Annotated in this window: 26 protein-coding genes and 1 other annotated feature; of the genes, 7 read left to right on the plus strand and 19 right to left on the minus strand. The window is 42.4% G+C overall.

Features of this window, described 5'->3' with window-relative positions; genetic code table 11:
• The first annotated feature begins 100 nt into the window (after window positions 1-100).
• The 3 genes from CJU60_RS06615 (at window position 101) to ispG (ending at window position 2,515) form a co-directional block, all read left to right on the plus strand.
• A complete protein-coding gene (locus CJU60_RS06615; RefSeq protein ID WP_095713287.1) occupies window positions 101-862 on the plus strand; it encodes a DUF1189 domain-containing protein in 762 nt (253 codons plus the stop codon).
• A 97-nt stretch (window positions 863-959) separates the two neighbouring features.
• Window positions 960-1,259: a LysM peptidoglycan-binding domain-containing protein gene (locus tag CJU60_RS06620; RefSeq protein WP_095713288.1), complete on the plus strand. Its 300-nt coding sequence runs from the start codon at window positions 960-962 to the stop codon at window positions 1,257-1,259.
• A gap of 137 nt (window positions 1,260-1,396) precedes the next feature.
• The gene (gene ispG, locus CJU60_RS06625) at window positions 1,397-2,515 is read left to right on the plus strand and encodes a flavodoxin-dependent (E)-4-hydroxy-3-methylbut-2-enyl-diphosphate synthase (protein ID WP_173400513.1); all 1,119 of its coding nucleotides are present in this window, start codon (window positions 1,397-1,399) and stop codon (window positions 2,513-2,515) included.
• Window positions 2,516-2,540: 25 nt separating this feature from the next.
• Here the strand turns inward: ispG and CJU60_RS06630 are convergent, their stop codons facing one another.
• Window positions 2,541-2,930: a DUF308 domain-containing protein gene (locus tag CJU60_RS06630; RefSeq protein ID WP_082687864.1), complete on the minus strand. Its 390-nt coding sequence runs from the start codon at window positions 2,928-2,930 to the stop codon at window positions 2,541-2,543.
• Window positions 2,931-3,062: 132 nt separating this feature from the next.
• Between CJU60_RS06630 and CJU60_RS06635 the strand changes: the two genes are divergently transcribed.
• Complete coding sequence (locus CJU60_RS06635) at window positions 3,063-3,644, plus strand: nucleotidase (RefSeq protein WP_024122075.1); 582 nt, start codon at window positions 3,063-3,065, stop codon at window positions 3,642-3,644.
• 42 nt (window positions 3,645-3,686) lie between these two features.
• On the opposite strand, the gene zur is transcribed toward CJU60_RS06635, so the two are convergent.
• Both zur and CJU60_RS06645 read right to left on the minus strand, forming a co-directional pair.
• Complete coding sequence (gene zur / locus CJU60_RS06640) at window positions 3,687-4,124, minus strand: zinc uptake transcriptional repressor Zur (RefSeq protein WP_010334964.1); 438 nt, start codon at window positions 4,122-4,124, stop codon at window positions 3,687-3,689.
• A gap of 140 nt (window positions 4,125-4,264) precedes the next feature.
• Window positions 4,265-5,146 carry a YitT family protein gene (locus CJU60_RS06645; protein ID WP_010334965.1) on the minus strand — a complete coding sequence of 294 codons (882 nt, stop codon included), beginning with the start codon at window positions 5,144-5,146 and terminating at the stop codon, window positions 4,265-4,267.
• 116 nt (window positions 5,147-5,262) lie between these two features.
• On the opposite strand from CJU60_RS06645, the gene CJU60_RS06650 reads away from it, so the two are divergent.
• The gene (locus CJU60_RS06650) at window positions 5,263-5,517 is read left to right on the plus strand and encodes a DUF2624 domain-containing protein (RefSeq protein ID WP_024122076.1); all 255 of its coding nucleotides are present in this window, start codon (window positions 5,263-5,265) and stop codon (window positions 5,515-5,517) included.
• Window positions 5,518-5,549: 32 nt separating this feature from the next.
• Here CJU60_RS06650 and CJU60_RS06655 read toward each other — a convergent pair whose 3' ends face one another.
• Together CJU60_RS06655 and cshB are read right to left on the minus strand one after the other, a co-directional pair.
• Window positions 5,550-6,443: a deoxyribonuclease IV gene (locus CJU60_RS06655; protein WP_095713289.1), complete on the minus strand. Its 894-nt coding sequence runs from the start codon at window positions 6,441-6,443 to the stop codon at window positions 5,550-5,552.
• A 9-nt stretch (window positions 6,444-6,452) separates the two neighbouring features.
• The gene (gene cshB, locus CJU60_RS06660; protein ID WP_024122078.1) at window positions 6,453-7,769 is read right to left on the minus strand and encodes a DEAD-box ATP-dependent RNA helicase CshB; all 1,317 of its coding nucleotides are present in this window, start codon (window positions 7,767-7,769) and stop codon (window positions 6,453-6,455) included.
• A 167-nt stretch (window positions 7,770-7,936) separates the two neighbouring features.
• On the opposite strand from cshB, the gene vrrA reads away from it, so the two are divergent.
• Both vrrA and CJU60_RS06670 read left to right on the plus strand, forming a co-directional pair.
• Entirely contained in the window at window positions 7,937-8,662 is a 726-nt protein-coding gene (gene vrrA / locus CJU60_RS06665; protein ID WP_095713290.1) for a VrrA/YqfQ family protein, read from the plus strand.
• Window positions 8,663-8,785: 123 nt separating this feature from the next.
• A complete protein-coding gene (locus CJU60_RS06670; protein ID WP_024122079.1) occupies window positions 8,786-9,730 on the plus strand; it encodes a 4-hydroxy-3-methylbut-2-enyl diphosphate reductase in 945 nt (314 codons plus the stop codon).
• A 23-nt stretch (window positions 9,731-9,753) separates the two neighbouring features.
• Here the strand turns inward: CJU60_RS06670 and CJU60_RS06675 are convergent, their stop codons facing one another.
• The 14 genes from CJU60_RS06675 to cdd all read right to left on the minus strand — a co-directional run bounded on the left by CJU60_RS06675 (window position 9,754) and on the right by cdd (window position 23,593).
• Window positions 9,754-10,875, minus strand: coding sequence for a Nif3-like dinuclear metal center hexameric protein (locus CJU60_RS06675; protein ID WP_024122080.1), 1,122 nt, complete (start codon window positions 10,873-10,875; stop codon window positions 9,754-9,756).
• Complete coding sequence (gene trmK / locus CJU60_RS06680) at window positions 10,868-11,536, minus strand: tRNA (adenine(22)-N(1))-methyltransferase TrmK (protein WP_255238327.1); 669 nt, start codon at window positions 11,534-11,536, stop codon at window positions 10,868-10,870. The genes CJU60_RS06675 and trmK overlap by 8 nt, the downstream gene beginning before the upstream one ends.
• Before the next feature lie 243 nt (window positions 11,537-11,779).
• Window positions 11,780-12,142, minus strand: coding sequence for a cytochrome c550 (gene cccA / locus CJU60_RS06685; protein ID WP_003237051.1), 363 nt, complete (start codon window positions 12,140-12,142; stop codon window positions 11,780-11,782).
• Window positions 12,143-12,470: 328 nt separating this feature from the next.
• Window positions 12,471-13,586, minus strand: coding sequence for an RNA polymerase sigma factor RpoD (rpoD, locus tag CJU60_RS06690; protein WP_003226225.1), 1,116 nt, complete (start codon window positions 13,584-13,586; stop codon window positions 12,471-12,473).
• Window positions 13,587-13,785: 199 nt separating this feature from the next.
• Window positions 13,786-15,597 carry a DNA primase gene (dnaG, locus tag CJU60_RS06695; protein WP_095713292.1) on the minus strand — a complete coding sequence of 604 codons (1,812 nt, stop codon included), beginning with the start codon at window positions 15,595-15,597 and terminating at the stop codon, window positions 13,786-13,788.
• A 33-nt stretch (window positions 15,598-15,630) separates the two neighbouring features.
• On the minus strand, window positions 15,631-16,125 hold the full coding sequence (locus CJU60_RS06700; protein WP_024122083.1) for a YaiI/YqxD family protein: 495 nt from the start codon (window positions 16,123-16,125) through the stop codon (window positions 15,631-15,633).
• Between the two features lie 253 nt (window positions 16,126-16,378).
• On the minus strand, window positions 16,379-17,191 hold the full coding sequence (locus tag CJU60_RS06705) for a pyruvate, water dikinase regulatory protein (RefSeq protein ID WP_003237056.1): 813 nt from the start codon (window positions 17,189-17,191) through the stop codon (window positions 16,379-16,381).
• 25 nt (window positions 17,192-17,216) lie between these two features.
• Window positions 17,217-17,855 carry a transcriptional regulator CcpN gene (gene ccpN, locus CJU60_RS06710; protein WP_024122084.1) on the minus strand — a complete coding sequence of 213 codons (639 nt, stop codon included), beginning with the start codon at window positions 17,853-17,855 and terminating at the stop codon, window positions 17,217-17,219.
• Between the two features lie 133 nt (window positions 17,856-17,988).
• Entirely contained in the window at window positions 17,989-20,028 is a 2,040-nt protein-coding gene (gene glyS / locus CJU60_RS06715) for a glycine--tRNA ligase subunit beta (protein ID WP_095713293.1), read from the minus strand.
• A complete protein-coding gene (gene glyQ / locus CJU60_RS06720) occupies window positions 20,021-20,908 on the minus strand; it encodes a glycine--tRNA ligase subunit alpha (protein WP_010334976.1) in 888 nt (295 codons plus the stop codon). The genes glyS and glyQ overlap by 8 nt, the downstream gene beginning before the upstream one ends.
• Before the next feature lie 83 nt (window positions 20,909-20,991).
• Window positions 20,992-21,166, minus strand: a binding site (T-box leader).
• Window positions 21,167-21,205: 39 nt separating this feature from the next.
• Window positions 21,206-21,973, minus strand: coding sequence for a DNA repair protein RecO (recO, locus tag CJU60_RS06725; protein WP_095713294.1), 768 nt, complete (start codon window positions 21,971-21,973; stop codon window positions 21,206-21,208).
• Window positions 21,974-22,009: 36 nt separating this feature from the next.
• Window positions 22,010-22,153: a YqzL family protein gene (locus CJU60_RS06730; RefSeq protein WP_024122087.1), complete on the minus strand. Its 144-nt coding sequence runs from the start codon at window positions 22,151-22,153 to the stop codon at window positions 22,010-22,012.
• A gap of 143 nt (window positions 22,154-22,296) precedes the next feature.
• Entirely contained in the window at window positions 22,297-23,202 is a 906-nt protein-coding gene (era, locus tag CJU60_RS06735; RefSeq protein WP_044154513.1) for a GTPase Era, read from the minus strand.
• A complete protein-coding gene (cdd, locus tag CJU60_RS06740; RefSeq protein WP_024122088.1) occupies window positions 23,183-23,593 on the minus strand; it encodes a cytidine deaminase in 411 nt (136 codons plus the stop codon). Before cdd ends, era begins: the two co-directional genes overlap by 20 nt.
• Window positions 23,594-23,642: the final 49 nt, after the last annotated feature.

A 23,642-nucleotide genomic window follows, 5' to 3' on the forward strand; every position in this document is an offset into this window, starting at 1 on the left:
CTCTTATCTTACACTTCTGCCAATGCAGGTCTTCCTTGTATTCATACGCAGGCAACGATACAATAAGCAACATATATTGTATAGCTAGGAAGTGAAGACAGTGAATGTATTTCAGCTTTTCATCAAAAGTACATACTCTCCACGGGATATTGCAAAAACAAGATTTCAAGGAATCGGAAAAGCGATTCTTTATGTATTTTTGCTTTCTGTCCTTTTTGCGATCCCCACTGCTTATTATGTAAGCTCAGGGACCGTCCAATCTATGAACGGCTTTAAATCCGTTTTAAACAAAGATTTCCCTGATTTCACAATTTCAAACGGCAAACTTCAGACGGATGAAAAAAAAGCTACAGAATCAAAGGCAAACGGCTTTGTCATTGTGTTTGATCCGACGGATGCATATGGCACTGAACAAATCGAAGCAAAGCAAAACGCAATAGGTATACTTCAGGATAAGTTTGTTTTGGCCATTGACGGACAGGCCCAAGAGATGGCTTACTCAATGATGCCGTCAGATTTAACCAAAAAAGATGTCACTGCAGGGTTAAACCAAAATAAAACAATGATCGTGACTGTTCTCTCGGTACTCATTTTTCTCGTGACAGCGGCGGGAAAATTTATTGAGGTATCATTCTTGGCGCTTATCGGGCTAATCATAAAGAACGCTCAGCAAAAGCAGCTGTCCTACCAGCAGCTATGGAAGCTTTCTGCTTACTCCATTACCCTTTCAACAATATTTTTTACGATTATGCGTGCGTTAGAAACAACGGTGCCAAGTGAATTTTTAGTCAACTGGTTTGTTAACTTTGTCATCCTGTTTCTCGTATTAAAAGAGCTCCCGTCCAAAAAAGCTGTTGCTTAATTCAGAGACTGCCTTCGCAGTCTCTTTTCTTTTGTCATGAATCAACATGGACAAGCATACAATGTTATAAAAATTTTGTATGCGGGAGGCAAAATCAATGAAACGTCTCACTTTTGTATTCAGCATTCTCTTTATCCTTTTTATTATTTTTTATGATCTTAAAATTGGAACGATCCCCATTCAGAACCTCCCTGTCTATAAAGCATCGGCAAAAACAGCTGTACAGGAAACAGCGTATAAAACGGTGACGGTAAAACCGGGTGACACGGTCATGTCAATTGTCGGGTCTGCAAGTTCCCCTGACGATATTGTAAAGGATTTTGAAACGCTTAATCCAAGTGTAAAAGCCAATACGATTCAAGCAGGAACAGCATACAAATTCCCGGTCTACCCATAATTAACGTTAATTTCTTGTCAGTTCGGCGAATACACTGTTACAATATAATTTGTAAAATACATTGACATACACCATACTAGGTTTATTCTATCTAGAAGCGGCAACTACAATTAAGGAGCGATTGACAAGTGAGTGAAATCACCCATCGTACAAAAACGCGTCCCGTTAAAGTGGGACCTTTAACAATAGGCGGTAACAATGAAGTCGTTATCCAAAGCATGACAACAACCAAAACACATGATGTAGAAGCAACGGTTGCGGAAATTAACCGGCTGGCTGAAGCCGGATGCCAAATCGTGCGGGTGGCTTGTCCGGATGAACGGGCGGCAAACGCCATTGCGGATATTAAGAAACGCATCTCCATTCCGCTCGTCGTTGACATTCATTTTGATTATAAGCTTGCGTTAAAAGCCATTGAAGGCGGCGCAGATAAAATACGAATCAACCCAGGCAACATCGGCCGCCGTGAAAAAGTCGAAGCGGTCGTTAAAGCGGCAAAAGAAAAAGGGATTCCAATCCGAATTGGTGTAAACGCAGGTTCATTGGAAAAACGGATTTTAGAAAAATACGGATATCCGACAGCAGACGGCATGGTAGAAAGCGCTCTTCATCACATTAAGATTCTTGAAGATCTAGATTTTCACGATATTATCGTCAGCATGAAGGCTTCTGACGTAAACCTTGCCATCGAGGCTTACGAAAAAGCGTCAAAAGCATTTGATTACCCGCTTCACCTCGGAATCACCGAGTCAGGAACGCTGTTTGCCGGTACAGTAAAAAGCGCAGCAGGACTTGGCGCGATTTTAAGCAAGGGCATCGGTAACACCCTGCGTATCTCATTAAGCGCAGACCCGGTTGAAGAGGTTAAAGTAGCGAGAGAGCTATTGAAATCCTTTGGTTTGGCCTCTAATGCTGCAACCCTCATCTCATGCCCGACTTGCGGCCGTATCGAGATTGATTTGATCAGTATCGCCAACGAAGTGGAAGAATATATTTCTAAAGTGAAAGCGCCGATTAAAGTCGCCGTTCTCGGATGTGCGGTAAACGGCCCGGGTGAAGCAAGAGAAGCTGATATCGGCATCGCTGGAGCACGCGGTGAAGGCCTTCTGTTCCGAAAAGGTAAAATTGTCCGTAAGGTTCCAGAAGAAACAATGGTTGAAGAACTGAAAAAAGAAATCGACATACTTGCTGAAGAGCACTACGCAAAACTTGAGGCTGAAAAAGCGAAATTAGATGAAGAAACACAAAAAGCTTGACGGAAACCCGTCAAGCTTTTTTGTATTAGAAAAATGGAATAATAAATATTCCAAGCACTAATGAAACAACACCAATCCCCATAGCCCATGCACCCAGGCTTTGGGCTCCTCTTCTTCTTGCGATATAGCCGACAATAATACCGGCAGCTCCCAACAAAACAGGAAGAACAAACAATGAAATAATGGACAAGGCTAAAGCGATATACCCTATCCCCCGTCCTTCATTGACATTTCCGCCGCTGCGGTCATTCTCTTGGTCACCGCTGCGGTCAGAAGCACGGAAAGGCTCTGCAATTTCAGCAGCCGTTTCCTCAAAAAAACCATCATTGTCGCGGGTAATATTTGTTCCTTCAGAACCATGATCTACATAGTAACTGTTGTTATCACGTTTTTCGTAATCGTTTGCCACCTTCAATTCCCCCTTCTGTTTTATTAAAGGAGCTTTTATAGTTTGATCCATTTTTGCTGATTCATGTTTGCTAAACTTTTCTGGTAATGTTAATTGTTTATGTTACACTTGAAAGGATGAAACTGAAGGAGTGTGGGCATGTTACGGTTAGGAATAGATATTGACGGCACAATCACGGCTCAGGATACATTCGTCCCTTATTTAAACCGCTCGTTTAATCTTTCCATTTCATTAAACGATATGACGGATTATGATTTAACAAAACTGTTACATATTACACAGGAAGAATTTTGGGATTGGATGAATCAAAATGAAGCAATCATATATAAAGAAGCACTTCTTGCGCAGCATGCAAAACAGTCCCTTGACCTCCTCAAAGAGGAGCACCGGCTGATTTATATTACGGCGAGAAGGACTCATTTAAGCGATGTTACGTTCGAATGGTTTGACAGACAAAACATCCATTATGACCACATAGAGCTCGTGGGCGGGCATCATAAAGTCGAAGCGGTCAAAAAACATGACATCGACTTGTTTTTTGAGGATCATCACGGAAACGCAATGATGATTGCAAAAGAAGCCGGAATACCGGTGATTTTATTCAATTCTCCTTATAACCAGCTTCCGATCGATTCAAACATCATTAGAGTTAACAACTGGCTCGAAGCGGTTCAATGGATAAATGAAAATAAACATTATTTCATACGTGTGAAAAATTAAAAAAGGAGCCTGATCAGGCTCCTTTTTCTCTATCCTTAACTCTTACGCAGAAGGTTGATCTTGCTTTTCCTGTTCACAGCTTGGACATGTCCCGTAAATCTCAAATTTATGCCCGCTGATCTGATAGCCATCTAGGTCATCATAGAGCTTATCCATCGGACAAGACTCAATTTCCTTTGTTTTGCCGCAAGCCAGGCAAATAAAGTGATGGTGATGATGAGTAAATGAGCATTTAAATCGGAACAGCTTTTCACCGGAGAGCTCAGTCGTTTCCAAAATACCTAGCTCTTCATATAAAGAAAGGTTTCTGTAAATCGTATCAAAGCTTAAACCGGGATAATCATCATTTAGTGCAGACAGTACATTTTTAGCGGTCAGATACCTGTCCGAATCAGCAAAAAGCTGAAGCATATCTTCCCGTTTGCTTGTATATTTATATCCGTTTTCTTTCAGTAAGTTCAGCGCTTCTTGTACGTTCATGAAGGGCCCCCTTTTCGCTTTGCTTAAGAACGAACGTATCTTATATATCAAAAAGAAAATGGCAGCTGTCTGACCAGCAAGCCATTTTCTTTACTACTGATAAAATTATACCCATAAAATGAATAAAAGTAAATGAAAGCCTAGTGGATTGCGGTTTTGAATTTACCGCCTCTTGTTTCATGAGTATTCATAATTGTAATAAATGCATTATCGTCGACTTCAAACACAATGGATTTGAGCTTGGTCACTTCCAGCCTTGTGACAACTGCATAAATCACATCTTTTTCCTCGTCTGTATAGCCGCCTTTTCCCTTCAGCTTCGTTGTTCCGCGTCCGAGACGGTGTAATATTGCGTCGGAAATCTCATCATACTGGTCCGAGACAATAATCACAGCTTTTGTTTCATCCAGCCCTTGGATGACCGCATCAATGGTTTTCATGGCAATGTAGTAAGTCATGAAAGAATACATAGCTTGCTCAGGACCGAACACAAAACCGGCCCAAATAAAGATAAATACATTGATGAGCATCACAAACTCACCAACTGAAAACGGCAGTTTTTTCGTTAGAAGGATACCGAGAATTTCTGTGCCGTCCATTGAACCACCGTTTCGAATCACCAGCCCGACACCAAAGCCGAGCAAAAGACCTCCGAATACTGTAGCCAGAATAGGCTGTGTCGTAATGGCTTCTACGTGGTGAAGCGAGGATTCGATTAAGGCAAGGCCGACAATCCCGATAACAGTAGAAACGAGGAAGGTCTTACCGATATATTTATATCCGAAGATCATAAAAGGAATGTTTAAGATGACAACGAATACAGCGAAATTCAGAAAGGGGTTTGACATAAAGAGGTGGTCTAAAATAAGTGATACACCGATAATGCCTCCATCAATAAAATCATTGGGGACTAAAAATAATTCAATACTTACCGCCGCAGACGCAGCTCCAATCAGAATCATGATGACCCTGAATATAAAATGGGTAAATGATTCTCTTTTGTGTTGTTTTGTTGGGGTCATAAAATCTCCTTTCCTGCAATAACTATTTTAAATAGACTATGACTCTATTTTACCATGAAATGCTGACACATTTTACTGATTTGCCCATACATTATGTCTGAGAGGTGGAATGTTCGATGATATTATTTCAAAGAATTATTTTGCAGAGGCTCAATCAAGCCACTGCTGAAGATTTATTGAAGTACTCTAAGCAATACGGAATCAGTCTGTCAAAACCGCAGGCAGTTGAAGTAGCAAACCTGTTATACGGGAAAAACGTGAATATTTTTAATGAGCAGGAACGTACGCGGCTGCTGAAACAAGTAGAATCCATTACTTCAAAAGAAACAGCTCAAACCGTTCATGAACTTTTCAAACAGTTCACAAGCTGAAAAAAGGGGGGAATTCAATCCCCCCCCTTTTTTTATTGCTGTAAAATCTTTTCGAGTAATGTGTTGTCAAATTGCTTTTCTTTCAGCATTTGAATCTCAAAACGGTACGGCGGTTTTTTGTTCTTTTTATCTTCACCGACATACGGCGTTTCAAGGATTTTCGGAATGTCTTTTAACTGCTCATGATGAACGACATATTGCAATGCGTCAAACCCGATTTCCCCGAAGCCAATATTTTCATGACGGTCTTTTCTCGCGCCTTTGATATTTTTGCTGTCATTGATATGGAGCACTTTGATTCTGTCAATACCGACAATTTTATCGAACTCATTCAGCACTCCGTCAAAATCTTCGACAATATTGTAGCCGGCATCATGTGTATGGCATGTGTCAAAGCATACAGACAAATGCTCATTGTGTGTCACGCCATCAATAATTTGCGCAAGCTCTTCAAAGCTTCTGCCGCATTCAGATCCTTTGCCTGCCATTGTTTCTAATGCAATCTGCACATTTTGATTCGGATCAATGACTTCATTTAAACCTTCAATAATTTTTTTAATGCCTTCTTCGGCTCCCGCGCCAACATGAGCACCCGGGTGAAGGACGATTTGCTTCGCGCCGATAGCAGCTGTCCGCTCAATTTCAGAACGGAGAAAATCAACACCAAGCTCAAAAGTAGCCGGATTGGTCGTATTGCCAATATTAATAATATAAGGTGCGTGTACGATAATCTCGTCGATCCCGTTTTCCTGCATGTGAGCGCGGCCGGCTTCTATATTTAAGTCTTCAATTTTTTTTCGGCGCGTATTTTGCGGCGCACCTGTATAAATCATAAACGTGTTCGCCCCGTAAGAGACTGCTTCCTGACTCGCAGCCAGAAGCATATGTTTTCCGCTCATAGAGACGTGTGAACCTATTCTCAACAACCGGTTCCCCTACTTTCTTTTTTTAGATTGATTTCTTCGCTGTTTTTTCTTAATTTTCTCCATCTCGTAGCTCATTTTCTTTTTATATCCCGGCTTAACCTTCTTCGGCTTTTTCACGAGACGATGGGCGATTTCATCTGCTTCGTTCGGCGTCTTTTTACGCTTTTGGCGGCGCTGGCGGTCATCGCCTTTTTTCCATTCGCCTTTTTCAATCTCCAGGTAATCAAACTCAATACCCATTTTCTCAAGCTTCACCAATGCATCCTCATCAGAAAGCTCATAAATTGTCATGGCCTGTCCTGAAGAACCCGCGCGCGCTGTTCTGCCCACACGGTGAACATAGAAATCAAGATCATCCGGCAGCTCATAGTTGATGACATGGCTGACACCTTTAATATCAATACCTCTTGCGGCGAGGTCAGTTGCAATTACATAAGTGAATTCTAAATCATTAATCTGCTTCATGACTTTTTTCCGCTCACGAGGCGTTAAGCCGCCGTGCAGAAGTCCGATTTTCATACCTTTGCCCATCAAATATTTGGCAATATGGTCGGCAGTGTTTTTCGTATTGGCAAACACAATGCCTAAGTATGGGTTCAGATTAGACATGATATCGAAAAGGAGCTTGTCCTTATCACGGTGCTTTGAAGGAATAAGAATATGCTCAATTTTTGCAGCAGTGACCTGTTTCGGCTCCACATGGGCATATTTCGGATTTTCCATATATTTTTTCAAAAACGGTTTCAGCTTTTCCGGAATAGTTGCAGAGAACACAAGCATCTGCAGATTCTCCGGCATGCGTGAACCAATGTAATCAACGTCTGCAAGGAACCCCATATCCAGCATTAAATCCGCTTCATCAATAACAAGAGACTCAGCTTTATGAACACTTAATGCCTGTTCTTTGATTAAATCCGCAATCCGTCCCGGCGTTCCGACGACTAGATGCGGCTGCGTTTTCAGTTTATCAATGGCTTTCTGCTTATCTGTTCCTCCGATAAAACATTTCGAACGGATCGAATCGCCTTCTGCACCCTGCGTGATTTTCAGCGCTTCCTGATAAATTTGGTTGGCAAGCTCGCGCGTCGGAGCCGTGATGACCACCTGAACGACATCCTTAGCAGGATCAATTTTATTTAACAAAGGAAGTAAGTAAGCGTGAGTCTTTCCGGTTCCCGTCTGAGACTGTCCGATGACGCTTTCTTTTTTTAATACAGCAGGAATCAGCCTTTTTTGAATATCAGTCGGTTCATAAAAACCAAGGCGATGTACTGCATCTATAATAAACGGTTTCAATTCATACACATCAAATTTAGTTTCTTTCATTTTTCCCAGCTCCTTAAAGCGGCACATTATGTGTCCATCATCACATTATACCCGATTTACGTTAAAAACACCACGTTTGGAAGGCGTTTGTTTATTCAGATAAGGAAAGCAAATACCGAAACCCATGCATATTGTAATAGCAGAGAGAGCTGAAAGGAGGTACAAGTATGTTTTCACAGCAGCAGCCAATGAGAAACTATCCGCAGCCCGGTCCGCCCCGCCCTATGCAAAACCAGCGCATGATGGGAAGAACAGCGCCTGAAATGCGAAGACCTTCATTTGGTCCGCCGCAGCAAGGTTTCCAGCAATCAGGGCAGCAATTTCTTCCTCAGCCAAACGCTGGAGCAAGAAATGGGGCGGGCACAGGCTTAAAAGGGATGCTGTCCAAATTTTTGCCCGGCGCAGGAGGCACAGGGGCCCCCGGAGCAGCCGCAGGCGGAGGAGCAGGTCTGCAAGGCATTCAAAATCTCGCCAATCCGGCATCGTTATCCAGTATGCTCAACAATGTGCAAAAAGTGCTCGGCATGGCGCAGCAAGTCACCCCAATGATCCAGCAGTACGGACCCTTAGTCCGCAATCTGCCGGCAATGATAAAGCTTTACAGTCAATTAAGCAAAAACGATGATACAGAGGGCACTGAAGAAGAAACGAAGACAGAATCGGAAGATAATACAGAAACAGAAGATAATACAGAAACAGAAAAGAAAGCTGCGGCAAACGAATCTGGTGAAAAGGAAAAATCAATAGCAAGCAGACCATCATCTGCAAAAAAAACAGCAGCACCGGACTTAAAGGAACAAAAATCAAAAACATCTGTCTCACAGAAAAAGGAAACGCCCTCTCCTTCCTCGAAAAAAACATCAGGCAGTTCAAAGCCGAGATTATATATTTAACATTCTTTGATATCTGGAGTGAGTTTGGCTATAATGGAGATCAGAAGAATGCAAGATTAGAGCCGTTTGATTACGGCTTTTTATATTGCCTTTACTCACTTCTGTATTGGAGGACAACCGAAAATGGACGTAATTAAAATTTCGCCGCGCGGCTATTGCTATGGTGTTGTTGACGCTATGGTAATCGCTAAAAACGCGGCACTGGATAAAAGCTTGCCAAGACCCATTTATATACTCGGGATGATTGTTCATAATAAACACGTCACTGATGCGTTTGAGGAAGATGGCATTTATACATTGGACGGCGCTAATCGACTGGACATCCTGAAGCAGGTTGACAAAGGAACTGTCATTTTCACAGCGCACGGCGTTTCTCCCGAGGTTAGACGAATCGCCGAAGAAAAAGGATTAGTCGCAATAGATGCTACATGTCCGGATGTAACGAAAACCCACAATTTAATCTTAGAAATGAAAGAAAAAGGATACCACGTAATCTATATCGGCAAAAAAGGCCATCCGGAGCCGGAAGGAGCGGTTGGCGTTGCGCCTGATATCGTTCACTTGGTTGAAACGCCGGAAGATGTCAAAAATCTCGATACCCAAGCTGAAAAATTGATCGTAACAAACCAAACGACAATGTCTCAATGGGATGTTCACGATATTATGGAGCTTGTGAAGGAAAAATATCCTCACGTTGAATATCACCAAGAGATTTGCCTGGCTACTCAGGTACGGCAGGAAGCTGTATCGGAACAGGCGAAAAAAGCGGACTTAACGATCGTTGTCGGCGACCCGAAAAGCAACAATTCAAACCGGCTCGCTCAAGTGTCAGAGGAAATAGCCGGAACAAAAGCGTACCGAATCGGCGATCTAAGCGAATTAAAATTGGAATGGCTTAAAGGCGTAAATACCGTTGCCGTTACTGCCGGAGCTTCAACACCGACACCGATCACCAAAGAAGTGATTCGCTTTTTAGAACAGTTCGATCATGAAGACCCATCAACTTGGACAATTGAACACAATGTTCCGCTCAAAAAAATCCTTCCGAAAGTGAAAGCAAAAAACTGAGGCCCTCACAGCCTCAGTTTTTTTTATAGAAAAGTAAATGGATTTGTATCCGTTTCAGAAATAAAGATATTGACGTCTACTTTTTTATCCTTACACATTGACGTCAGTTTTTTTGTGACGCCTTCTTTCATGATTTTTTCAGCGTAATGGCCTGGATCAATGACATTCAGACCAAGCATCATCGCATCATGGGCAACATGGAAATATAGATCACCTGTAACGTAAACATCTGCGCCTTTTCGTTTTGCCTGGTGGATATACTTGTTCCCGTCTCCTCCGAGAACAGCTACTTTCTTCACCATGCTGTCAGCCTGTCCCACCATTCTGACGCCGTTCACTTGAAGCTTGTCTTTCACAAACAAAGCGAATTCCTGAAGCGTCATTTCATTTTTAAGTGTTCCGACACGGCCTAGCCCTTTTTCAGCTGGTGACTGTTCGACAGGATAAACATCATAAGCCACTTCTTCATATGGATGGCTTTTTATCATTGCGTTTATAACGGCTTTTTCTATGCTTTTAGGAAACACAGTCTCCAGTCTGACTTCATGAACGAGCTCAAGCTCTCCTACCTCTCCGATAAAAGGCTGTGCGCCGTCCAGTGGCTTAAAGCTGCCAATGCCCTCAGACGAAAACGCACAATGGCTGTACTCACCGATATGGCCTGCCCCCGCATTTCCCAGCGCTCCTCTGACCTGCTCCTCATATTCTTTCGGCACGTATACGACCAGCTTTTTAAGAGGATCGGTATAAGTAGGGGCCAATACTTCAGTTTCACTCAGCTCCAAGGCCTCAGCAAGCAGATCATTTACGCCGCCATCAGCAACATCTAAGTTAGTATGAGCCGCATAGACAGCAATATCATGCTTCAAACACTTTTCAATCAGCCTTCCGCCGGGCTGATCAGTTGAAATATGCTTTAGCGGCCGGAAAATAGGAGGATGGTGCGCAATGATTAAATCAACATCTTTTTCAATCGCTTCATCGACAACGCTTTCCAATACATCCAGCGTAACCATCACATTTTTAACCGGTTTATTTAAACTGCCGATTTGCAGACCGATTTTATCGCCCTCAACTGCATAGGCTTTCGGAGAAAATTGTTCAAACAGCTGGATGACTTGCTGTCCGTTTACCGTTTTAGCCATGATCGATAACCTCCTTTAATAGCTTCATTCGATCGGTTAGTTCCTTCAATTTCTGTTTGTTATCTTCAGATGTTGCAGCACGGCTGATCTGTTCATATATGTTTTGAGTATGCTGAAGCTCTTGTGTCCATTTTTTCAAAAATACAGCATTCTTTTCTTTTGCCAAAAATGGGCCTACGAGCATTCCGGCCGGCAAAGAAATTCCTGCATAAGCTGCATCTCTGTTTCCGGATTCGGCGACAAGTACCTCATAGCACTTTCCGTCTTCCTCAAGAATCACTTCATCAATAAGTGCGTATCCTTCTTTATACAGCCACTCTCTAATATGAACGGCATGAATATTCGGCTGTAAAATAAGCCGTTCTTTACCTGTCAGTTTTTCTTTGCCTGCTTCTAAAATATGAGCGATCAGTGACCCGCCCATTCCGGCAATTGTTATGGCGTCAGCCTCACCTTTCTGAAGCACTTCCAGGCCGTCTCCTTGCCTTACCGTTATGTGTGCGCTTAAACCCGATTTTTCGACCTGCCGTTTGGCAGACAAGAATGGACCGTCTGTTATTTCTCCAGCAATAGCTTTGCTGGCTTTATGATTCAGCACCGCATAACAGGGAAGGTAAGCATGGTCAGAACCAATATCCGCTACTACGGCTCCATCCGGTATGTACTCCGCTACTGTTTGTAATCGTTTTGATAATTTTAATTCGTTCACTAGTCATCACAACTTTTCTCAATCATTTTTTCCTTTTCTATCATATAAAAAATCAGCCCGGAATCCAAGCTGAGCGAATGATTTTCAGTTTATTTCTTTGCAGGAACAACATCAAGTCGGGATGACGGACAAAAATAAAAGGCTGTCGAGAACATCTCGGCGGCCTGAGAACGTATAAGGAGAAAGATACATCCTTTATTTAATTTTAGACACCCATTCTGCCATGTCATCAAGCTTATCAGCCGGAACAAGACCGGAAGGCATTCCATTACCGCCTTTTTCAATCTTTGTTTTGATTTCAGCGACATCCTTCTTATCCCCTACACCTTTTAAACTCGGACCCGAAACCCCTTCATAATTTTCCCCGTGACACGCGATACAATTCGCCTTGTAAATATCTTCCGGTGAAGCGTTTGCATCATCTTTTTCAGCAGACTTGCTTTCTCCACCGCTCGCAATCTCGCGAGAGTCATCAAGCCCCTTTACTGATAAAAAGAAAGTCAGACCAATTCCTAAAACAGCGATTAGTAAAAATGGAATAAGCGGATTCCATTTCATTTCCCTTCCCCCTTTATGATCCTTCCCCCTATGTAAACACTTCTAATTCTAACTTATTTTTACAAAAAGTAAATGGATTGGCATACAAAAGTTTTTTATTCACACTTTATACAAAATTGAATCAAAACATGCCTATTTCTCTAACATTCCTTTTATTCTATTGTATAATGTATTGTATACGCTTACAATAGAAAATATGGATTGGTATATTGAAATTTTTCATTACAATGTTCATTTGCAAATGACATCATTTTTCAGTAAAATAAAGGCATATTATCCATATATCTTTTTAAAAAAAGAAGAACGGATCTGCAAGACCCGTTCCATCTTATTCTAGAAAATCTTTCAAACGTTTACTTCTGCTAGGATGTCTTAGTTTCCGCAGCGCTTTCGCTTCGATTTGTCGAATACGCTCTCTCGTAACTCCAAATACCTTGCCGACCTCTTCCAATGTTCTTGTACGTCCGTCATCAAGACCGAATCGAAGCCGCAATACATTTTCTTCACGATCTGTTAACGTATCAAGCACGTCTTCAAGCTGCTCTTTCAATAGCTCGTATGCCGCGTGATCTGAAGGTGAAGTAGCCTCTTGATCTTCGATGAAATCACCAAGATGGGAATCATCCTCTTCACCGATCGGTGTTTCAAGGGACACTGGCTCTTGTGCTATTTTTAAGATTTCACGTACTTTTTCAGGTGTTAAATCCATGTCTTCCGCAATTTCTTCAGGTGTTGGCTCTCTGCCTAAGTCTTGCAATAGCTGACGCTGTACGCGGATTAATTTATTAATGGTTTCAACCATATGAACGGGGATCCGGATCGTTCTCGCCTGATCGGCAATGGCGCGTGTAATCGCCTGTCTGATCCACCACGTAGCATACGTACTGAATTTATAACCCTTACGGTAATCAAATTTCTCAACGGCTTTCATCAGACCCATGTTACCTTCTTGGATCAGGTCAAGGAACAGCATTCCGCGTCCGACGTACCGTTTGGCGATGCTGACAACAAGCCGCAGGTTCGCTTCAGCCAATCTGCGTTTGGATTCTTCATCACCTTCTTCAATTTTTTGTGCATAGGCGATTTCTTCCTTTGCAGAAAGAAGGTTAACCCGGCCGATTTCCTTTAAATACATACGAACTGGGTCATTGATTTTGACACCAGGCGGTACACTTAGGTCATTAAGGTCAAATTCTTCTTCGGCTTTGGCAAGCTGCTGAATATTAGGATCTTCTGTTTCTTCATTCTCACTAATTAATTCAACACCTTGTTCACCTAAAAATTCATAATACTCATCCATTTGGTCTGATTCAATCTCAAAGCTGGACATACGCTCAGCAATTTCTTCATATGTCAAAACGCCACGTTTTTTACCAGACTCGGTTAATTGTTCTTTCACTTGGTCGAATGTTAATTCAGTTTCGTGGGTTTGTTTATCAGCCATTATGGATCCCTCCTTCCAAAGCTTGCAACGAATTCTAAAAGCGGTATGATTCTTATTCGGTCCATTCAGGCGTTTTCTATGTGAACTGCCTTTAACAATGTGCGAATAATGAAATGACAATTCATGATGAGGTCAAGCGATCTATTTGCTCCTCCGCAAGGAATCATTGCCAATGAAAGCTCCTCATCAGTTGTCCCGGTTATTTTAAAGATCGGTTCAAAGTAACGATTTCTTGAGCCAGAGATGCCGCTCTCAAAAAATCTTTTTGCCTTTCGGCTTCGGCTCTTTCCGCCTCTTTTTCTTTTATCATTGACCATTTTCTGTGATTCAACACTTTTTTCACATAATCTGATAACTCGGCCTCGCTGAGTTCTTGATTAATCTGAAGCATTAAAATATCAGACAGTACCTGGCTTATATGATCATCCGTTACCCTGGCCATAAGATGCTGAGGCGTCAGCTCGGCACCCTCTTCATAAAAAGCGTACAGATAGGCTGCCAAAGCGCGGTGTTCATCAATATTAAACTCAAACCCGACCCGGTCAATGACTTTTTTTATGACGCCCCTGTCACGAAGCATATGCGCCAGTAAAAGCCTTTCTGCATTTTCATACGCCGGGCGCAGCCGTTTTTGCCTTGCCTTAGTTGTCAAATGCGCTCTTCTTGTTTTCGTTTCACTGCTGCTGTCAGCAGGTTTGTTTTGCCTGCCGAATACAGTCAGCTGCTCAGTTAATGAATCCTGGGAAATCGAAAATTCGGAAGCAAGCTGTTTCACATAGACTTCCTGTTCAAGTGATCCTGACAGCGCGCTGATTTCTTTAAGCACTTCTTTAATGTAGGCTAATCGATCGCCTTCATCGGACAGGTTCTTTCCTTTCCGGAAATATTGCATTTTAAACGCCATTACCGTAACGCTTGCATCGACAATGTCGTTTTTGAATTTTTCTCCGCCGTACTGTTTAATGTAATCGTCAGGGTCCAATCCGTCAGGGATCATTGCGACTCTGACTTTACAATCTTTTTTCTGAAGAAGCTCTGCAGCTTTCAAGGTGGCTTCATATCCGGCTTTATCAGAGTCATAGCAAAGAATAATCTCCTCCACGTTTCTTCTCAGAATCTTTACATGATCATCTGTCAGAGACGTGCCCATCGTCGCTATACTCTCTTTTACGCCTGAGTTTACCGCTGATATGACATCAGCGAATCCCTCGAATAAGACAGCTCTTTCCTGCTTTCTGATATGAAGCCGGGCCTTGTGAAAATGATAAAGCAGCTTGCTTTTATGAAAAAGCGGCGTTTCCGGACTGTTCATATATTTTGGCTGCTGGCTGCCAAGCGCTCGGCCTGAGAAAGCCACAACAGCTCCATGATGGTCATGGATCGGAAACATGATCCGGTTTCTGAAACGGTCAAAATATCCGCTTCCGTCTTCGCGTCTGATTAGCAGACCCGCTTTTTCCATTTGCGTTTCACTGAAGCCCCGCTTGACGAGAAATTTTGTTATGAAATCCCAAGAATCAAGAGCATAGCCGATCTGAAATTCATCAATCAGCTCTTTTGTAAACCCTCTTGCAAGCAAATAATCCAGCGCTTCTTGACCTTCTTTTGTATTTATTAACAAATGATGGTAAAATTTCTTCAGAAGCTCATGAGCCTCCGCCATTTTTTGTTCTCCGGAGGATTCTGGCCGGACTGCGGTGTGAACCGTTATATCATCTGGAAAATCAATGTGGTATTTGTCCGCAAGGTGGGAAACTGACTCAGCAAACGAATAGCCCTCCATCTGCCTCAAAAAGGAGAAAACATTGCCGCCCGCTCCACAGCCGAAGCAATGAAAAATCTGTTTGTCTGGCGATACGGAAAACGAAGGTGTGCTTTCTCCGTGAAAAGGACAGAGTCCAAAGTAGTTTCGGCCTTGCTTCTTTAATTGAACATAATCACCTATGACTTCAACGATATCTGCCGACTTTTGCACCTTGTCTACAATTTCATCTGGTATCCGATTTCCCATCTTATAACACTCCGTCGTACATTATTCGATGTTTTAGTGCAAAATCCCTTCATCGTTCGACAGGATTTTTTGCAGCAGTGTAACAAATCGTTCTCGATCTTCATGATTCAATTTTTTAGGCCCTTTGGCATATATGCCTTTTCTCCTTTGTTTGCCGGAAACATGACGGCCTTCAAGGGCAAAATCAATCGTATCTTCCTTGTAAAGACGCCCTCTCTCCGACATGACGGTGACATTCCTGTTCACAAGCAGGGATGCTAAACCAATATCCTGCGTCACCACGACATCTCCCGGTTTTACATGATTTGCGATATATAAATCAGCAGCTTCTTTATGAGGATCAACATACTTCCATTTTTCTTCCTGACTTCTTGAAAGCTGGTAATGTTCAAATGAAGCGACAAAAAGAACTTGAACTTCATAATCGGATGCTGTTTGTAAAATTTCGTCTTTTACGGGACAAGCATCAGCATCGACAAAAATCGTCTTTTCTTTTTCATTAAGAAGAGTAATTCTCCATCCCTCCATTAAACTCCTGCATAAAAGCAAGCAAAATCGCACACCCTGCAAAAATGCGGGTGTATATGAATTTGTCGAAAAATTTCCGGGAGAAATTCTTGACATCTTACCCATAATAGTTTATTCGTATCACACTAACCTTAAACCTAAAATTAATCATTTTATCACAATTTTTTATTATAATACAAACTTCACAAAGATGCTATTGTTTTTCATTATTCCCTTTTGGCAAAGTCAAAAACCCAGGATAGAGCGTCCTGAGTTACATGTTTTTCGTTTTGAGATGATGGATAATATTTGCTGTTTCTTCTACTGCTTTATTTGAAACATCTACAACCTGGCAGCCGATTCGATCCACGATCTTTTCGAAATATTCCAGTTCCTCTTTAATTCTGTTGATATTTGCATAGATGGCCTTGTCATTGAGGCCAAGCGATTTTAACCGTTCTTTTCTGATATGATTCAGTTTATCCGGACTAATCTTCAGGCCGATGCATTTTTTCGGGTCAACATTAAAGAGCTCTTCCGGCGGGTCAACCTCCGGAACAATCGGAACATTGGCAACCTTCAGCCGCTTGTGGGCAAGATATTGAGATAACGGTGTTTTAGAGGTTCTCGATACACCGATCAAAACGATATCAGCTTTTAAAATGCCTCGTGGGTCACGCCCATCATCGTATTTAACAGCAAATTCAATCGCTTCGACCTTTTTGAAATAATCTTCATCAAGCTGGCGGACCCGTCCCGGTTCATATTTCGCCGTTAAACCGTAGGCTGTTTCCATTTTATCAATTAACGGGCCGATAATATCATAATATAAAACATTTGCTTTTTCCGCTTCGGCAATCAAATATTCTCTTATTTCCGGCACCACAAGTGTAAAACAGATAATGCCTCCATCTGCTTTTGCAAGTGAAATCACTTCATTGATAGTGCCAATGTCTTCAACATAAGGAATTCTTCTTACATGTGTATCATCCGCTGAGCCGTTAAATTGGCTTAATGCAGCTTTGACTACCAATTCGGCCGTTTCACCGACGGAATCCGATACAACATAGATGATGCGGTTATTCATATTATCCCCCCGTTAGTCTGCGCTCTTATAGGATTTCATTTTCTGATAAACTGACAAGTATTTTGGTCATATTCGTTTTCGTCACTCTGCCGATCACTTCATATCCTTTATCGGTATCTTTGATGACAGGCAGCGCATCGATTTGTTTTTCAATTAAGTGCTTTGCAATGTCCATCACATAATCCTCGCGTCTGCACACTGTAATATTCGGCATTCTAGTCATAATAATGTGCACAGGGACAGAAGTAAGCTCCTGCTGGCCGATGCTGGCTCGTAGTAAATCCTTTCGTGAAAGCACTCCGACTAAAACAGCATCACGGTCCACTACAAACAGAGTACCTACATCTTCTAAAAACATGGTGCAAATCGCATCATATACAGAAACGTTCTCGTGAATAACGACGGGGATAGATTGAAAGTCTTTCACCTGAAGCTTTTTCAGTTTATCTGCCAAAAGCTGCGTGCCGGTTTTTCCAGTATAGAAATAACCGACTCTCGGGCGCGCCTCAAGGAAACCTGACATGGTGAGTATGGCTAAATCCGGACGCAGTGTTGCTCTTGTTAAATTCAGCTGTTCGGCAATATGCTCCCCTGTAATCGGTCCGTTTTCTTTTACAATCTGCAAAATATGTTCTTGCCGTTTATTTAGTTCGATCGTACTCACCACCTTTTCACTTCGTATCTATGTAAAGAAATAATAAACCATATTATAACGTAAATGCTTTGTAATCAAACAAAAAAACTTTCAAATGGGGAAAAGACGATTACCGATCACACAGCAACCGCCTTTTCTTTCTTTATTTTACAATAAGGGCATTCATATTAGCAAAGGACTTGATCTGATCCGCCAAGCTTACCATTTGCGCTAATCGGTTTGCCTTTAATGTCTCGTTATCAGCAATAACCATCGTATGGTCGAAATAAGCATCAATCGGTTCCTTCAAGGCCGCAAGGGAAGTAAGTGCCGCCTCATAATCCTTTTTGCTGAAGCTTCCCTGCAGATTTTGTTTAGCAGTTTGATAAGCTTCGTACAGCTTCGCTTCGTATTCATTTTCGAATAAATCAGGCTGAATTTCCGCGCGAACTCCTTTTTTGCTGATAGAAATCACTCGGCCTAAAGCTTCTGCTGTTTCCTTAAAGCCTGGCGCACCCAGTTTTTGTTCCAGCACTTGCGCTTTGTGGAGCGCCGAATATGGCTCAAGCTCAGAGCTTTCCAGCACGGCATCTATTACATCATGTCTGATCTGCTCCGCATTTAAGACGTATTTTAGACGCTGAGTGAAGAAATCTAACAGTTCGGTTTCTTTTTCGGTTTGTACGAAAGTCAGCAGCTCTTCAAACGAAATGCCCCAGTTCCGGTCAAGCAGAATAGCGACAATACCGCTCGCTTGGCGGCGCAAGCCGTAAGGATCCTGTGAACCAGTCGGAATGACGCCAATAGAGAAGAAGGATGCGATTGTATCCAGCTTATCCGCCATGGCAACTACCGCCCCAGTGAAAGTGGAAGGCGTTTCTCCGCCTGCAGATCTAGGCATATAGTGTTCGTTGACAGCTGCGGCTACAGCATCATGTTCGCCAAGCATTTTCGCATACTTTTCACCCATAATTCCTTGAAGCTCAGGGAACTCATATATCATGTGTGTCACAAGGTCGAATTTAGAAATTTCAGCAGCACGTTTCACATGTTTTAATGTATCTTCATCAGCTTGAAGACGGACAGCAAGCTTCTCTGCGATCGCTGTTACTCTTCTTACCTTATCAGCGAGAGAGCCAAGCTCTTCATGGAACACAATGTTTTCAAGCTTCTTCACATTTTCATCAATGTTCAGTTTCTGGTCTTCCTTGTAGAAGAAGGCAGCATCTGATAAACGCGCACGCAGCACTTTTTCATTGCCTCGCGCGACATTTTCGATCGCGTGGCTGTTTCCGTTACGGACTGTGATAAAGTAAGGCAGCAAATCTCCGTTTTTGTCTTTAACAGGGAAATAGCGCTGATGCTCTTTCATTGTCGTTACAAGCACTTCCTCAGGAATGGACAGAAACTCAGATTCAAATGACCCGTAAAGAGCCGTCGGATATTCTACTAAATGATTGACCTCATCAAGGAGGTCCTCGTCAACCGGAATACTCCAATTGTTTTCTTCGGCCATTGCTTCCAGCTGCGATTGAATCATCTGTTTGCGAACATTTGGATCAGCAATAACATGCTGCTGTTTCAGCTGTTCTTCATAACTTGAAGGCGATTCAATAGACACTTCATGCCCCAGGAACCGGTGCCCCTGTGTCGTCCGGCCTGACTCAACATTTGTGATTGCAAACGGAATGACATCCTGGCCAAATAAAGCGACAATCCATTTAATCGGACGGATATAACGGAGATCTTCATTTCCCCATCTCATGTTTTTCGGGAAATGGAGGCTTGTAATTAAGCTGTTCAGTTCAGGCAGAAGCGTTTTGGTTTCTTGTCCTGCTTGGAATTTTTGCACAAAAACATATTCCGTGCCTTTTATTTCTTTCATGTACAAGTCTTCCACGCTGGCACCTTGGCCTTTTGAAAACCCAATCGCCGCTTTTGTCCAGTTGCCGTCAGCATCAAGGGCGATTTTTTTTGCAGGCCCTTTTGCTTCTTCTTTTATATCATCCTGCTTTTCTGCTACACCCTTTACTAAAACAGCAAGGCGTCTCGGTGTATTAAAAAGCTTCACTTCACCGTGTGCAATATTTTTTTCTGCAAGCCAGCCTGTCAGCTTTTCACCAAGCTGAACCATGCTTTCATTCAAAAAGCGCGCCGGCATTTCCTCTAATCCGATCTCTAAAAGTAAATCCTGTTTACTCATGAGAAGAACCCTCCCCTTTAAGCATTGGGAACCCTAGTTTTTCTCGTTCCTCATAATAGGTTTTTGCGACTTTTCTTGCTAAATTCCGCACTCTTCCGATATAGCCTGTCCGCTCTGTAACAGAGATTGCCCCTTTGGCGTCAAGAAGGTTGAATGTGTGCGAGCATTTAAGCACGTAGTCATATGCGGGATGCACAAGACCGTTATCCATTTGCTTGATCGCTTCTTTTTCATACGTGCTGAATAATTGGAACAGCATATCAACATCAGATGTTTCAAATGTATAAACGGAATGCTCGTACTCAGCCATCATAAATAAATCTTTCACAGTAAACCCTGACGTCCACTCAAGATCAAATACATTTTCTTTATCCTGTATATAAGAGGCCAGACGCTCAATTCCATATGTAATTTCCACGGAAACAGGCTTACACTCAAGTCCCCCAACCTGCTGGAAATACGTGAATTGTGTAATTTCCATCCCGTCAAGCCATACTTCCCAGCCAAGACCCGCACAGCCTAAAGACGGATTCTCCCAGTTGTCCTCAACAAAACGGATGTCATGCTCAAGCGGATCAATTCCGAGAGCGCGCAAAGAGTCTAAATACAGCTCTTGAATGTTATCAGGTGATGGTTTAATGATGACCTGAAATTGATGATGCTGATAGAGTCTGTTCGGGTTTTCTCCGTATCGGCCGTCAGCTGGGCGTCTTGACGGCTCAACGTAAGCCACTTTCCACGGCTCAGGACCGATACTGCGCAAAAATGTATACGGGCTCATCGTGCCGGCCCCTTTTTCTACATCGTATGCCTGCATGAGCACACAGCCTTCATTAGACCAATGCTTCTGCAGGGTTAGAATCATGTCTTGAATATTCATTTCAAGCACCTCCACTTTTCTTTCCATAAAATTGCTGCGGCAGCAACCAAAAAACTCCCGTCTCTATGCTTGCCAGCCGCAAACATAGGGACGAGAGTTCTCCCGCGGTTCCACCCTAGTTGCTGAGAACAAAATCCCAGCCTCTTTTTTAAAATTGCTCAAGAATGCCTTTCGTTGCGCGCTCATCCTTAGCTTACACCGTCCTAAGGTCGCTTTTATGAGGTAAACGCAAGTACTTCTTTCTCTCACTGCAACATATTTTATAATAAATGATCATATAAAAAGATGGGCCATATGTCAACTTTTGTTTTCACCCATAAGATGTTTCATGCTCTCCATTTGATCTAAAAAACGCTTCGATTTCAGATAAACCCCTGAATATTCTTCGTAGTACAAGTCAATAACTTGCTTTAATTCTTTTTTCGTTTCCTGCTTTAAAGACACATTGCCAATCCTTGAAAGATCGAAGTAATAAAACAGTCTCAAAAGCCTTGCCGTTTGCGGTTTAATCGGCACCTTGTAAGGGTCTTTGTCAAAGCAGCGGTGGCAAATAAAACCGTTATCGCGAACAGAAAAATGGAATGTCCCATCCTGGCTTTTACAATGCACACAGTGATTAAGCTCAGGATACAGTCCCATCACAGCAAGCATCTTCATTTGAACAATGAAAGTAATAACATCCGGGTCTGTTCCTTCGTCAAGCTGTTTAAAGGATTCTAAAATAAATTCAAACAAATAGGGATTTGGTTTTTTTTCTTCTGTGCCTTTGTCAACGAGCTCAGCAATAAAAGCTGCATATGCAGTTAAAAACAAATCCTCTCTGATGCCTCTCATGCTGAGGATCATTTCACCCTGCTGAAGGGTTCCGAGGCCTGTTGTTTTCTGCATTAAGAATGAACCATACAAAAAGGGCTGGCTGACTGCTGATAAACGGCTGTTCGGTTTTTTGGCTCCTCTGGCCATAACACCTATTTTTCCGTGTTCTCTTGTCAGTAAAGTAACAATTTTATTCGTCTCTCCGTAATCATTGGTACGAAGAACGATTCCTTCACATTTTGTCAGCATTTCCGCACCTTCCTAAAACAGGAGCGGTCAAGAGGTCTATAAAATTGGAAAATCAAATCGGGCTAGCTCATCTTCTAGTTCTTCGGGTCTTTCCATGTTCTCTTTTTCCAGTTCTTTAAAAAGAAGATACGTATCAACATTTCCTGTTTGAGAAAATACGTTCCAGGTAAAATTCAACACAAGAAACCCACCTTTCTGTAGTTAAACTAGCTTACCTAAACTCCAAATTCTTACCTTTATCTTGACCAGATGTCCTCCATTTCATGTTAAACAAAATTTGCTAATGTATCCCTGTTCATGTGAGATAATGACACAGCAAGTGATTAATATTCATCCTCTTTAAAGCCGAAGTCGCGAAGCTGGGACATTTTGTTACGCCAGTCTTTCTGCACTTTTACCCACAATTCTAGATAGACGCGGGAACCTAAGAGGGCCTCGATATCCGCTCTCGCTCTTTTTCCGACTTCTTTCAGCAGGCTGCCTTTTTTCCCGATGACAATGCCTTTTTGAGAATCCCGTTCGACCACAATTGTTGCCGCCACGTGCACGGATCCGTTGTCTTGCCCTTTAATCGATTCGATGCTTACCGCAATGCTGTGCGGGATCTCTTCCCTTGTCAGATGCAGCACCTTTTCCCTGATCAGCTCAGAAATGATAAAGCGCTCCGGATGATCGGTCACCTGATCACTCGGATAAAACTGCGGACCTTCAGGCAAATATGCTTCAATCTGCGCCAGCAATGTTTCAATGTTATTTCCCTCTAATGCAGAGATCGGAACAATTTCCTTAAAAGGATATCGCTTGCGGTATTCGTCAATTAGCAGAAGCAATTGATCAGGATGGATCTTGTCAATTTTGTTTACGATTAAGAAAACAGGTGTCGAGGTATTCTGTAATTTCTCAATAATGAACTCGTCGCCCTTACCATAGCCTTCCTCAGCATTGATCATAAATAAGATCAAATCGACTTCTTTTAATGTATTTTGCGCCACTTTCATCATAAAGTCCCCAAGCTTATGCTTAGGCTTATGAATTCCTGGTGTGTCAATAAAAATCGTTTGTGATGTGCCTGTCGTTAATACCCCTTGCACCTTATTTCTTGTTGTTTGGGGTTTATCACTCATGATCGCGATTTTTTGGCCGATCACTCTGTTCAAAAAAGTAGACTTTCCTACGTTTGGTCTTCCGATAATGGATACAAATCCTGATTTAAAGCTTTCGTTCGTCATGTAAATCCTCCGATGAAAATGCGCCTGGCAATAATTCTTCTGCAGTCATTTCTTGTATTTGTCCTTGTAAATTGGTCAGCACGATAATAACGTCCTTTGTGCAGAGCTCAGAAATCACCTGCCGGCAGGCTCCGCACGGTGATACTGGTCCCGGGGTGTCAGCAGCTACTGCCAGCATCTGAAACTCAGTATCGCCTTCAGAAACAGCTTTAAATAAAGCGGTACGCTCAGCGCAGTTGCACATGCTGTATGCCGCATTCTCTATATTGCAGCCTCTGTACACTTTTCCATCTTTGGTAAGAAGAGCGGCTCCTACTTTAAACTTGGAATACGGTGCATATGCCATGTCACGCGCTTTTAAAGCTTCTGTTATCAATTTCTGTCTGTTCATGTGTACATGTTCCTCTCTTACCTATAATGGTACCGCTATCACTTTATAT

This window comes from Bacillus sp. 7705b (assembly GCF_002289525.1).
Taxonomy (GTDB): Bacteria; Bacillota; Bacilli; order Bacillales; family Bacillaceae; genus Bacillus; species Bacillus halotolerans.

Excerpts from the sequence above, each read along its gene's own strand:
- CJU60_RS06620 (WP_095713288.1), top strand. The coding sequence starts at position 960 with ATGAAACGTCTCACTTTTGTATTCAGCATTCTCTTTATCCTTTTTATT.
- CJU60_RS06635 (WP_024122075.1), top strand. The coding sequence starts at position 3,063 with ATGTTACGGTTAGGAATAGATATTGACGGCACAATCACGGCTCAGGAT.
- zur (WP_010334964.1), bottom strand. The coding sequence starts at position 4,124 with ATGAACGTACAAGAAGCGCTGAACTTACTGAAAGAAAACGGATATAAA.
- CJU60_RS06645 (WP_010334965.1), bottom strand. The coding sequence starts at position 5,146 with ATGACCCCAACAAAACAACACAAAAGAGAATCATTTACCCATTTTATA.
- CJU60_RS06650 (WP_024122076.1), top strand. The coding sequence starts at position 5,263 with ATGATATTATTTCAAAGAATTATTTTGCAGAGGCTCAATCAAGCCACT.
- cshB (WP_024122078.1), bottom strand. The coding sequence starts at position 7,769 with ATGAAAGAAACTAAATTTGATGTGTATGAATTGAAACCGTTTATTATA.
- vrrA (WP_095713290.1), top strand. The coding sequence starts at position 7,937 with ATGTTTTCACAGCAGCAGCCAATGAGAAACTATCCGCAGCCCGGTCCG.
- CJU60_RS06670 (WP_024122079.1), top strand. The coding sequence starts at position 8,786 with ATGGACGTAATTAAAATTTCGCCGCGCGGCTATTGCTATGGTGTTGTT.
- CJU60_RS06675 (WP_024122080.1), bottom strand. The coding sequence starts at position 10,875 with ATGGCTAAAACGGTAAACGGACAGCAAGTCATCCAGCTGTTTGAACAA.
- cccA (WP_003237051.1), bottom strand. The coding sequence starts at position 12,142 with ATGAAATGGAATCCGCTTATTCCATTTTTACTAATCGCTGTTTTAGGA.
- rpoD (WP_003226225.1), bottom strand. The coding sequence starts at position 13,586 with ATGGCTGATAAACAAACCCACGAAACTGAATTAACATTCGACCAAGTG.
- dnaG (WP_095713292.1), bottom strand. The coding sequence starts at position 15,597 with ATGGGAAATCGGATACCAGATGAAATTGTAGACAAGGTGCAAAAGTCG.
- CJU60_RS06700 (WP_024122083.1), bottom strand. The coding sequence starts at position 16,125 with ATGGAGGGATGGAGAATTACTCTTCTTAATGAAAAAGAAAAGACGATT.
- CJU60_RS06705 (WP_003237056.1), bottom strand. The coding sequence starts at position 17,191 with ATGAATAACCGCATCATCTATGTTGTATCGGATTCCGTCGGTGAAACG.
- glyS (WP_095713293.1), bottom strand. The coding sequence starts at position 20,028 with ATGAGTAAACAGGATTTACTTTTAGAGATCGGATTAGAGGAAATGCCG.
- glyQ (WP_010334976.1), bottom strand. The coding sequence starts at position 20,908 with ATGAATATTCAAGACATGATTCTAACCCTGCAGAAGCATTGGTCTAAT.
- recO (WP_095713294.1), bottom strand. The coding sequence starts at position 21,973 with ATGCTGACAAAATGTGAAGGAATCGTTCTTCGTACCAATGATTACGGA.
- era (WP_044154513.1), bottom strand. The coding sequence starts at position 23,202 with ATGACGAACGAAAGCTTTAAATCAGGATTTGTATCCATTATCGGAAGA.
- cdd (WP_024122088.1), bottom strand. The coding sequence starts at position 23,593 with ATGAACAGACAGAAATTGATAACAGAAGCTTTAAAAGCGCGTGACATG.